13 protein-coding genes are annotated in these 10,690 nt (G+C 64.4%); 7 read left to right on the forward strand and 6 right to left on the reverse strand.

Annotated features, from left to right (window positions below):
• From AUC71_RS15280 to AUC71_RS15305, 6 genes are all read left to right on the forward strand, one after another.
• Nucleotides 1-688: magnesium chelatase domain-containing protein (locus tag AUC71_RS15280; RefSeq protein ID WP_083238484.1), on the forward strand; the 688-nt coding region annotated here is incomplete at its 5' end.
• Between the two features lie 120 nt (nucleotides 689-808).
• Nucleotides 809-1,366, forward strand: a complete 558-nt coding sequence (locus tag AUC71_RS15285; RefSeq protein ID WP_069624933.1) for a CvpA family protein — start codon at nucleotides 809-811, stop codon at nucleotides 1,364-1,366.
• A 72-nt stretch (nucleotides 1,367-1,438) separates the two neighbouring features.
• Entirely contained in the window at nucleotides 1,439-2,920 is a 1,482-nt protein-coding gene (gene purF, locus AUC71_RS15290; protein WP_069624934.1) for an amidophosphoribosyltransferase, read from the forward strand.
• Nucleotides 2,917-3,633, forward strand: coding sequence for an SDR family NAD(P)-dependent oxidoreductase (locus tag AUC71_RS15295; RefSeq protein WP_069624935.1), 717 nt, complete (start codon nucleotides 2,917-2,919; stop codon nucleotides 3,631-3,633). Before purF ends, AUC71_RS15295 begins: the two co-directional genes overlap by 4 nt.
• A 95-nt stretch (nucleotides 3,634-3,728) precedes the next feature.
• On the forward strand, nucleotides 3,729-4,463 hold the full coding sequence (locus AUC71_RS15300) for a hypothetical protein (protein ID WP_069624936.1): 735 nt from the start codon (nucleotides 3,729-3,731) through the stop codon (nucleotides 4,461-4,463).
• Nucleotides 4,457-4,870, forward strand: coding sequence for a hypothetical protein (locus AUC71_RS15305; protein ID WP_069624937.1), 414 nt, complete (start codon nucleotides 4,457-4,459; stop codon nucleotides 4,868-4,870). Before AUC71_RS15300 ends, AUC71_RS15305 begins: the two co-directional genes overlap by 7 nt.
• Before the next feature lie 20 nt (nucleotides 4,871-4,890).
• On the opposite strand, the gene AUC71_RS15310 is transcribed toward AUC71_RS15305, so the two are convergent.
• The 3 genes from AUC71_RS15310 to AUC71_RS15320 all read right to left on the reverse strand — a co-directional run bounded on the left by AUC71_RS15310 (nucleotide 4,891) and on the right by AUC71_RS15320 (nucleotide 7,451).
• Complete coding sequence (locus AUC71_RS15310) at nucleotides 4,891-5,709, reverse strand: class I SAM-dependent methyltransferase (RefSeq protein WP_158007891.1); 819 nt, start codon at nucleotides 5,707-5,709, stop codon at nucleotides 4,891-4,893.
• A gap of 144 nt (nucleotides 5,710-5,853) precedes the next feature.
• Nucleotides 5,854-6,648, reverse strand: a complete 795-nt coding sequence (locus AUC71_RS15315) for an MBL fold metallo-hydrolase (RefSeq protein WP_069624939.1) — start codon at nucleotides 6,646-6,648, stop codon at nucleotides 5,854-5,856.
• Nucleotides 6,645-7,451, reverse strand: coding sequence for a TatD family hydrolase (locus AUC71_RS15320; RefSeq protein ID WP_069624940.1), 807 nt, complete (start codon nucleotides 7,449-7,451; stop codon nucleotides 6,645-6,647). The genes AUC71_RS15315 and AUC71_RS15320 overlap by 4 nt, the downstream gene beginning before the upstream one ends.
• A gap of 161 nt (nucleotides 7,452-7,612) precedes the next feature.
• Here AUC71_RS15320 and AUC71_RS22085 point away from each other — a divergent pair, with 161 nt between their 5' ends.
• Complete coding sequence (locus AUC71_RS22085; RefSeq protein ID WP_083238486.1) at nucleotides 7,613-7,912, forward strand: glutaredoxin family protein; 300 nt, start codon at nucleotides 7,613-7,615, stop codon at nucleotides 7,910-7,912.
• On the opposite strand, the gene metG is transcribed toward AUC71_RS22085, so the two are convergent.
• Genes metG through AUC71_RS15330 form a run of 3 tightly spaced genes read right to left on the reverse strand, consistent with a single transcriptional unit; the run spans nucleotide 7,909 to nucleotide 10,653 of the window.
• Complete coding sequence (gene metG / locus AUC71_RS15325) at nucleotides 7,909-9,483, reverse strand: methionine--tRNA ligase (RefSeq protein WP_069624941.1); 1,575 nt, start codon at nucleotides 9,481-9,483, stop codon at nucleotides 7,909-7,911. The genes AUC71_RS22085 and metG overlap by 4 nt on opposite strands.
• A gap of 53 nt (nucleotides 9,484-9,536) precedes the next feature.
• The gene (locus tag AUC71_RS18210) at nucleotides 9,537-9,845 is read right to left on the reverse strand and encodes a hypothetical protein (RefSeq protein WP_083238487.1); all 309 of its coding nucleotides are present in this window, start codon (nucleotides 9,843-9,845) and stop codon (nucleotides 9,537-9,539) included.
• Nucleotides 9,846-9,894: 49 nt separating this feature from the next.
• On the reverse strand, nucleotides 9,895-10,653 hold the full coding sequence (locus AUC71_RS15330) for a DNA polymerase III subunit delta' (protein WP_083238489.1): 759 nt from the start codon (nucleotides 10,651-10,653) through the stop codon (nucleotides 9,895-9,897).
• Nucleotides 10,654-10,690: the final 37 nt, after the last annotated feature.

Here is a 10,690-nt window from a genome sequence, read left to right on the forward strand (position 1 = left end):
CATGGTCGATACGGTGCTCTATTTCGAGAGCCTGAGCGGCCACCAATTCCGCATCCTGCGCGCGGTCAAGAACCGCTTCGGGCCCACCGACGAGATCGGCGTTTTCGAGATGCGCCTCGAGGGGCTCAAAGAGGTGGAGAACCCCTCGGCCCTCTTCCTCAACGACGCCGACCGGGGCTCCCCCGGCACCGCCGTTCTCGCCGGCATGGAAGGCACGCGGCCGATTCTCGTGGAGATGCAGGGGCTGGTCGCCCCAAGTACGCTCGGCACGCCACGCCGCGCCGTGGTCGGCTGGGATCCGAACCGCCTCTCAATGCTACTCGCCGTGCTGGAGGCCCGCTGCGGCGTGCGTCTGGGCAGCCACGACGTGTATCTGAATGTGGCCGGAGGCTTGCGACTGACCGAGCCGGCCGCCGATCTCGCCGCCGCCGCGGCGCTGCTGTCCTCGTTCACCGGCCATGCGGTGCCCGACGACACCGTCTATTTCGGCGAAGTGAGCCTTACGGGCGCGGTGCGGGCCGTGGGCCATACGGACCAAAGGTTGAAGGAAGCCGCGAAACTGGGCTTTAGCCGCGCCGTCGTCCCTGCCGCATCCCTCGCCGGAGACCGTGCCGTGGAGGGCATTACGCTCGGGCCCGTCTCCCAGCTTGAGGAGCTCGTGGCCTGGTTCGCGCTGCCGGCCCACTAGATTGCCTGCGACAATGCGCCGAGTGTTACCCGTCGGTCATTGCCCGGCGGGGCCATTTATGCTTCATCGCGGGGAATCGTGATAACGTGCGGCCATCTGCCCGAGGGAGCCTTGTGACACATGCCAATCTCCTGGCTCGATATCATTTTGATCGTCATCATGCTCATCTCGGGCTTCCTGGCGATGGTCCGCGGCTTCACCCGCGAAGTCTTGTCGATCTTCTCCTGGGCCATGGCCGCGGTTGCGGCTCTCTATTTCACGCCCCGCTATTACGAAGTCCTGCTGCCCTATATCGATAATCCGAGCATCGCTCAGATCGCCTTCGCCGCCGGCGTTTTCATCATTACCCTCATTATCGTGAGCCTGATTACCTTCCGCATCTCCGACAAGGTGCTGGATAGCCGCGTCGGCGCGCTCGACCGGACGCTCGGCTTCGTCTTCGGCCTGGCCCGCGGCTTCTTGCTGGTCGCCATCGTCTTTATTCTCTTCACCGCGCTTGCCAGAGACCAGCCGGAATGGGTCCGCAATGCGCGCTCTTATCCCATTCTTCAGCGCACGCAGGTGGCGATCGAGTCCCTGCTGCCGATGCATCCCGAGGAGTATCTCCCCGGCCAAGACGACGAGCAGCCCACTCCGGGGCCGGAAGGCGCACCGGCGGACCCCGATCAGCCGTCGTAAGGGCGCGCGTAAGGTAAAGAGTTGCGTGGCATTGAAGCCCCTGCCAGGGCGCCTATTTATAAGGAGAGGCCCATGCCCGTGACCGAACAGGCTGACCAAGACCCCGATTTGAGCTGGCTCGAGGAAGACCGGCTGCACGAGGAGTGCGGCGTCTTCGGGATATTCAATCATCCCGACGCCGCGGCCTTGACCGCGCTCGGCTTGCACGCCCTCCAGCATCGCGGCCAGGAGGCGGCCGGCATCGTCAGCTTCGACGGCGAGCACTTCCACACCGAGCGCCGGCTGGGCCTTGTCGGCGACCACTTCACCTCCCGCCCGGTGATCGAGCGCCTGAAGGGCGATATGGCCGTGGGCCATGTGCGCTACTCCACATGCGGCGACGCGGTGCTGCGCAACGTGCAGCCGCTGTTCGTTGATCTCGAATCCGGCGGCTTCGCCCTCTGCCACAACGGCAACCTCACCAACGCGCTGACCTTGCGCGAATCCCTCATCAAGAAGGGCGCCATCTGCCAGTCCACCACCGACACCGAGGTCCTCCTGCACCTCGTGGCCCGCAGCGAGAAGGCGCAATTCGTCGAGCGCTTTATCGAGGCGCTGCTTCAGGTCGAAGGCGCTTACGCCTTCGTCGGTATGACCAACAAGAAGCTCGTCGCGCCCCGCGACCCGTACGGCATCCGCCCGCTCGTCCTCGGCCGTCTCGGCGAGTCCTGGGTGCTGGCCTCGGAGACTTGCGCGCTCGACATCATCGGTGCGGAGTTCGTGCGCGAGGTTGAGAACGGCGAGGTCGTCGTCTGCACCCGCGAGGGGATCGAGAGCCACCGCTTCGTACCCAAGCACCCGGCCCGGCTTTGCATCTTCGAGTACATCTATTTCGCCCGCCCCGATTCCATCATCGGCGGCCGCTCGGTCTACGACGTGCGCAAGGAGATGGGGCGGCAATTGGCGCGCGAGGCGCCCGCCGACGCCGACATGGTCGTGCCGATTCCCGATAGCGGCGTGCCGGCCGCGGTCGGCTATGCGCAAGAGTCCGGCCTGCCCTTCGAGTTCGGCATCATCCGCAATCACTATGTGGGCCGGACCTTCATCGAGCCCGAGCAACGCATCCGTCAACTCGGCGTCAAGCTGAAGCACAGCGCCAACGAGCTCCAGGTGAAAGGCAAAAGCATCGTCCTGATCGACGATAGCGTGGTGCGCGGCACCACCTCGGTGAAGATCGTGCAGATGATGCGCGAGGCCGGCGCCAAGGAAGTGCATATGCGCATTTCGAGCCCGCCGATCGCCCATCCGGATTTCTACGGCATCGATACGCCGGAACAGGACAAGCTGCTCGCCGCCAATCGCACGCTGGAGGAGATGCGCGCCTTCATCGGCGCCGACTCCCTGGCCTTCATCTCCGTCGACGGTATCTACCGGGCCATGGGCTTCGACGGCCGCGACGACGACCATCCGCAGTTCACCGACCACTGCTTCACCGGCGAATACCCGACGAGACTTCGCGACCGGGAAGGCCCGCCCCAGCAGAAGCAGCTTTCCTTCCTCGCCGAGGTCGGTTGAGCGGATCTCGCCTGAAAGACCGTATCGCGCTCATCACCGGCGCCTCGCGCGGCATCGGCCGCGCCACCGCGCGCCTCTTCGCGCGCGAAGGCGCCCATGTCCTGTTGTTGGCGCGGACGCAGAAATCGCTTGAAGCCGTCGACGACGAGATCAAGGCCGAGGGCGGCAAGGCCTCGCTCATTCCCCTCGATCTGGCGGACGGCAAGACCATCGATGCGCTGGGGCCGTCCCTTTATGAGCGCTTCGGGCGGCTCGACATTTTTATCGGCAATGCCGGCATCCTGGGGGGATTGCGCCCGCTGACCCACATTTCTTCAAAGACTTGGGAGCGCGTGCTCGCAGTCAATCTGACGGCCAATTGGCGCCTGATCCGCACCCTCGACCCCCTGCTGCGCCGTTCGGACGCAGGCCGCGTGGTGTTCGTCACCTCCTCGCGCGCGGCGTCTCGAGGCCGGGCCTACTGGGCGCCCTACTCCGTCTCCAAGGCGGCGCTCGAGGCCCTGGCCAAAACCTACGCCAACGAGACGGCCGACAGCACAATCAAGGTGAACCTCGTCGATCCCGGCGCCACGGCCACGGCCATGCGCGCCGAAGCCTATCCCGGCGAGGACCAAGAAACCTTGCAAACGCCGGACGAGGTGGCAAAGGTCATTCTCGGCCTGTCGCTCCCGGAAACCAAAGCGAGTTGCCAGATTTTCGCCGTGGATCGGTGACAGTCTCGTTCGCTGAATCGCGGCGCCGCGCAGAGCGCGCGCTTTACACCTCGTTAACCGCCCTTGGGGCAGGACGGGACGAGGGAGATATCCAAATGAAGTCGATGGTCAAACTGGCGAGAGAATACCGTATGCCCAGCCTGGCGGTGGTGGCCGGCATGCTCTTGCTCGCAATGCCGCAACCCGCCAGGGCACAGGATCCCTGTGTTGATGAGACTGGAACGGGCGCCTGTACCGACAGGTCCGCCCTTGCCGAAGACCTCTTGCGCAGCCGGGTCAACCGCACTCTTGCGGTGACTCCGGCCGACGAGCGTTTCAACCGGCTGAACGCGCCGGGCACCAGCGCCGCTGTCCCGTTCGACATGACACCTGACGGCAGCAACACCAATTTCCGAACCAGCCTCAGCCAGTGGAGTTCGTCTTTGTCGGCCGCCGACCAAGCCAGGCTAAAAAAAGTGAACGAGGCTTTGGACGTGGCGTTGCCCCTGCCTCATGCGGTAAAGCCGGCTCCATCGAAATTCGACGTTTGGGCCAAAGGACGCCGCGAGAATTTTAGCGGAGAAGGCGACGCACTCACCACATTCATGGGCGCCGACTACCGCGCGAACAACGATCTCCTGATCGGCGGCATGCTCCAGGTCGATGAGGCAAGCCAGACGACACTCGCCACACCCGATACGGCCGCCGGAACCGCCTACATGACCGGTCCCTATCTCGCCTATCGGGTCACGCCGCATATCACATTCGATGCCAAGGCGCCTTCGGCATGGGCGAGGACAAGACCATTGTCGGTGATGAACGCACGGATTTCACAACCCAGCGCATGCTGAGCGAGGCAAAAGTCACGGGACAATGGGGATGGCAGGGCTGGCAGCTGAGCCAAAGCGGCGCAATCTCTTATTTCGATGAGACGAGCTCGGCGCTTGCCGACCTGCCGGGAACGTCCGTGGATGTGACACGCCTCAGCGTCGGACCTGAGTTGAAGCGCCGCTTCGAGGCGGGCAACGCCAGCATCGAGCCCTTCGCCTTCTTCAAATCCAGCGTGGACCTGTCCGGCACCGGGCTTACCGATCCCAATGCGCTCAATACGATCGGTGCCGGCGTGACGCTTGCCGAGCCCGAAAACTACAGCATCCGCGCGACGGCAGGGTATTCGGAGAGCACCGAAAGCCCCGAGACCGGCGCGGCCAGCGGGAAAGTCTCGGTCAGCGTCCCCACCTCGGTCCTCGGCTTCTAGGCGCGCCTTACGGTCACTCGCTAAGCTTTGCGTACCAGCATGGCGTTGATGTTGTCGTTGAACACGAACAACATCGGATTGATGAGGCGAAGCGACAAACCGCAATCGTCAGCCATGGTCCTCAAGGACCGCGTCGTGAAATAGTTCACGTGGTCCGGGTAGCGGAACCCGCACCATTGCGCGCCCGACACGCGGCGATTGACGCTGCCGAAATTCGGCACCCGCACATAGATGCGCCCGTTATCGGCAAGCACGCGCGCGGCCTCCTGCAACAAGGCCTTGGGCTCGACCTCATGCTCCAGGAACGAGCGAAGCATGATGCCGGTGAAGTGCTTGCTGTCGAACTGGCGGATGCCTTCCAGCGCAGGCGCGTGGATCGCCTTGCCGCCACGCGGCCCCATATAGTCTTGCGCTTGCGCGGCAAGCGTCCGCGAAATCTCGATACCGAAAGGCACGAACGGCTCTGGCAGCTCCCGCCCCGCCCCGCAGCCGACGTCGAGGACACGGCCCGGCGGAAACATCCGGCGCAATTGACGCGACGCGCTCGGCCGCAGCAGGTTCGACCGCCAGCGGGTCTTCTCGTCGAGCCATTTACGAATGGGCCGGTTCTCGCGGCGGCGCTTCACTTCCGCGTCGCGGGTCTTCTCCCAGGCGAACTCGTCCACCAGCCGCTCGTATGTCGGCGGGTTGCGGAGATAGACGAAACCGCAATCTCCGCAAGCGACGATCTGCCAAGCGCCGGACGAATAGGCGGGCAGGACCTCGTGCGCGTCGCTGTCGCATTGCGGACAGCAGCGCAGATCTTTGGCTTCTATATTCCTCGACACGAATTCGAGCACGGCATTCCCCGTCATCAAAATTTTGCAGTTTTGCGAGACGCTTGCCCCGAAACCCTGCCGCGCAAGGTCAGCACCTCTAGCAGACCAAACATGTCAGGTGAGACATATCCGAGACGAATCTGAGGCCGAAAACCGGCACAAGACCTAGGCGGCGATCACCAGGCCGTCATAAGCCGGCTCTATCCCTTCGGGCAGCTCACCGGCCAGGGTCTCATAGTCCAGATCGACGTGCATATGCGTCAGGATGGCCCGCTTCGGCTTCAGCCGCTCGATCCAGGACAGCGCCTGCTCCACCGTGAGATGGCTCGGGTGACCGGTGTAGCGAAGCGCATCGAGGATCCACACATCGAGCCCTTCGAGATAGGGCAGCGCCGCCTCCGGAAAGTCGTTCACATCCGGCGAGTAGGCGATCCCATTGAAGCGAAAGCCGAGCGTGTTGCCGGCGCCATGCCGCTGAAGGAAGGGCATCGCCTCGATCACGCCGCCCGGGCCTTCGATGCGAACCATCTCACCGGGCCTGATATGGCATGCATTCAGCACGGAGGGATACTCGCTCCCCTCCGGCTGCTCGAAGCAATAAGCGAAGCGCTGCCGCAAGGCCTGCGCGACAGTCTCGTCGAAATAGACATCGACCCGGCGGCGCCCGTTATACGCCACCATGCGCAAATCATCGATGCCGTGAACGTGGTCGGCGTGATCGTGCGTGTAGAGCACGCCGTCGAGAAGGCCGACGCCTGCGTCGATCAACTGCTCGCGCAGATCCGGCGGCGTATCCACGAGCACGCGCGTCACCCCGTCCGGGCCGTGCCGCTCCACCAGGAGCGCGCAGCGCCGCCGCCGGTTCTTGGGATTGTGGGGGTCGCACGCGCCCCACTCGTTGCCGATGCGGGGCACGCCGCCGGACGTGCCGCAGCCGAGGATGGTGGCTTTCAAGCTCATGCGGCGTTTGACTGGGCTTTCAGAGCCTCTCGCGGCACCTTCTTGAAAAGCTGGAAGAAATTCTGCGTCGTGAGGCGCGCCATTTCGTCCTCGCCGATCCCGCGCAACGCCGCCAGCCGCGCCGCGGTCTTCGCCACGAAGGCGGGCTCGTTTGTCTTGCCGCGGAAAGGCTCGGGCGCGAGATAGGGCGCGTCCGTCTCCACCAGAACGCGATCGTAAGGAACCGCGAGCGCGATGTCGCGCAAGGCGTCCGCCTTCTTGAAGGTCACGACGCCCGAGAAGGAGATAAATCCGCCAAGCGCGAGCCCGCGATGGGCGAGATCCGCGCCGCTGGTGAAACAATGCAGCACGAAGGGAAAGGCCCCCGCCTCGCTCTCCTCCTCGAGGATGCGCGCGACATCGGCGTCCGCCTCGCGCGCGTGGATGACGAGCGGCAAGCCCGTCGCGCGCGCCGCGGCGATATGAGTGCGAAAACTCTTCTTCTGCATGTCGCGCGGGCTGTGATCGTAGTGATAGTCGAGTCCCGCCTCGCCGATGGCCACGACCTTGGGATGGCGGGCGATCTCGACCAGCTCCTCGACCGTGATATCCGGCTCTTCGGCGGCGTTGTGCGGGTGCGTCCCGACCGAGCAGAACACATTGTCATGAGCCTCGACGAGGGTCTTCAGCTCGTTGAACTTGGCGACCCGGGTGGAGATGGTCACCATCAGCCCCACGCCCGCCTCCCGCGCCCGTGCCAGCACGCCGCCGAGCTCGGCGTTGAGCTCGGGAAAATCGAGATGGCAGTGGCTGTCGATCAGCATCACGGAAAGATGAAATACCTATGTTGATTCAAACTGCTAGGTTGACGGGCGGAAGTTTTACCCAGCGCCCCTATGTGCCGCATATGGGCTCTGGAAACAATAGGGACCACCCCCCGCCATAGAGAGGCACACTTAAGAGAGGATCGCATGCCGAGACGGACCTGCCTCACGCTCATTGCCGGCGCCACGTTCGCGCTGCTCTCGTTCGCGGCGCGCCCGCGCAGGCCGGATGCAGCAAGCGCGTCGTCCTCTACAACGCCTCGTGGTGCGGCTATTGCCGCCAGGTGCGCGCCATCTTCGCGCGCAACAATATCAAGTACAGCATTCTGGATGCCACAACAGCGCCCGTCCAAGCCGACATGTTGAGGCGGTTCGGCGATACGTCCGTGCCGCGCACGCTGATCGGGAACGCTCTGGTCGAAGGCCCCGACGAGGCGCGCATCAAACAGCTCTGCCGCTAGCGGCCCTTAGACGCGGCGGCCTCGCTGTCCGGCTCCACATAGCGCGGGAACACGGCGCTCGGCGCCGGTAACGCGGTGCCGGGCTTGAGCCGGCCCTTGGGTCCCAATGCCGCGAAATCGCGCGCGTCTTGCGGCACCGCAAGCTGATCGAGCAGCTTGGCGCCGCTTTCCGGCATCACCGCCTGCACCAATATTGCAATCTGCCGCGTGACCTCCGCCGTCACATAGAGGATCGTCCCCATGCGCTCAGGGTCGGTCTTCTTGTGGGCCCAGGGCTCCTCGCCCGCGAAATAGCGGTTGGCGTCGGCAATCAGCGCCCAGACGATCTCGAGCGCCTTGTGGATGGCGAAAGCGTCGACCGCCTCCTCGACCCGCGGCAGCACGCCGTCGGCCGCGGCAAGAATGGTCTCGTCGGCGTCCGTCAGCGCGCCGGGCACCGGTACGATGCCACCGCAATTTTTGGCAATCATCGACAGCGAGCGCTGCGCCAGATTGCCGAGATCGTTGGCGAGATCGGCATTGATGCGCTGCGTGATGCCGTCGCGGCTGTAATTGCCGTCCTGGCCGAACGGCACCTCGCGCAACAGGAAATAGCGGATCTGATCCACGCCGAAATCGGACGCCAGCACGAAGGGATCGACCACGTTGCCGACCGACTTCGACATCTTCTCCCCGCGGTTATAGAGGAAGCCGTGCCCAAACACTTGGCGTGGCAGCGCCACGCCCGCCGACATCAAAAAGGCCGGCCAATAAACCGCATGGAAGCGGATGATGTCCTTACCGATGATATGCGCATCGGCCGGCCAGTATTTCTGGAAGCTCTCCGACGCTTCGTCCGGGAAGCCGACGCCGGTGATGTAGTTGGTCAGCGCGTCGACCCACACATACATGATGTGTTTCGGATCGCCGGGCACCGGCACGCCCCAGTCGAAGGTGGTGCGTGACACGGAAAGATCCTGAAGCCCCCCGCGCACGAAGCTCTTCACCTCGTTAGCGCGCGTCTCGGGCCCGATGAACTCCGGATGTGCCTCGTAATGGGCGAGTAAACGATCCTGGAAGGCGGACAGGCGGAAGAAATAGCTCTCCTCCTCCACCCATTCGACGGGCGTGCCTTGCGGTGACAATTTCTGGCCGTCCGCTCCGTCCGTCAGCTCCTTCTCGTCGTAATAGGCCTCGTCACGCACCGAGTACCAGCCGGCATATTTGTCGAGATAGATATCGCCGGCCTCTTGTATGCGCCGCCACAGCTCTTGGGCCGAGCGCGTGTGCCGCGCCTCGCGCGTGGTGATGAAATCGTCGTGGGAGCAATTGAGCGCCCGTACCATCTCGCGGAACTTGGGCGTGTTGCGGTCGGCAAGCTCCGCCGCGCTGATCCCTTGAGCCCGCGCCGTCTGCAGCATCTTGATGCCGTGCTCGTCGGTGCCGGTGAGGAAGAACACGTCCATCCCCTGCAATCGCCGGAAGCGGGCGAGCGCGTCCGTCGCCACAGCCTCGTAGGCATGGCCGATATGGGGCGCATCGTTCGGGTAGGAGATCGCCGTGGTGATGTAATAGGGCCGCTTCTCAGCCATGGCCGAGACATAACCTCGCGACCCGCGCCCGGCAAGCGTAGTGGACCAATGCCCTAAACAGGATGCTCCTGGGTGAGGTGCTGGAGCCGGAACCAGGCATTGAGCACGAGCAGGCTGCGGTCGAGATTGAGCGCGAACGCCTCGCTCTTCGCCTCCGCGATCGACTCCCACGCCTCCGCCCACTCGGCGAGATTATCCTTGGAAACGAAGCGCTTGGCGAGCTTTCGTTCTGTTTCGGTGGCGCCCTCTCCGGTGGCGGCGAAGCGGATCAGCCGCTCCATCAGGCCGAGCAGCAGCGCGAGGTAAAGCTCCAGCCGCTCCGTATCGTTGACGCCCGAGAGCCGCTCGGCTTGCTTGTGCAACGCGCCGCCGTCGAGGTCGGGCAGCGCGGCAATGGTCTCGAGAATCTGATCATAGAGTTCGATCCCCTTGCTCCGAGACCAGCTCCAGCGCCCGCCTTACGCTGCCTTGAGAGAGCGCGAGCGACAGCGCAAGATCTTTGGCGTTGGCCTTGACCCCGTCCCGGTCGAGCGCCGCGCGCACGGCTTGCTCCAAAGGCGCATCGTCCAAGCCGGGCACGCGCAGCACCCGTGTCCGCGAGCGAATGGTGACGGGGAGCCGCCCTTCAGCGTTCGAGATCAGGATAAACAGCGTGCGCGGCGGCGGTTCCTCCAGCGCCTTCAGCAGGGCGTTTGCGGCGTTCTGGTTCAGCTCATCGGCCCGGTCGACGATCACGACCCGCCAAGACGCCGCGCCGGCCGTGTTACCGAGGAAGGCGCGCAGGCGACGCACCTCGTCCACGGAAATCCATTGCGAGTAGCGCTTGGTCTTCTCGATCCAGGATCGGCGGATCAGGAGCAGATTCGGATGGGACAGACCCGCCACTTTCCGGAACACGGGGTGCTCGCCGGGCACATCCTGCGCCTCGGCCTTTTCACCGTGCGCCAGCACCGTGCGGGCGAAGCGGTAAGCGAGCGTCGCCTTGCCGACCCCTTCCGGTCCCACCAAGAGCCAGGCGTGATGCATGCGCCCGCTTCGGAGTGCGCTCTCGAACTCGGCCGCCGCCGCGTCATGGCCGAACACACGATCGACCTCCCGCGGCGTGGAGAAGGGATCGAGACGATCGGGCTCGATGGGCTCGTTGCGGGACCGCTCGGCAGCAGCGCTCATCGGATCGCGCTCATGGGCTCTTGCTCATGGGCTCTTG

It is taken from the genome of Methyloceanibacter marginalis, assembly GCF_001723295.1.
GTDB classification, from domain to species: Bacteria; Pseudomonadota; Alphaproteobacteria; order Rhizobiales; family Methyloligellaceae; genus Methyloceanibacter; species Methyloceanibacter marginalis.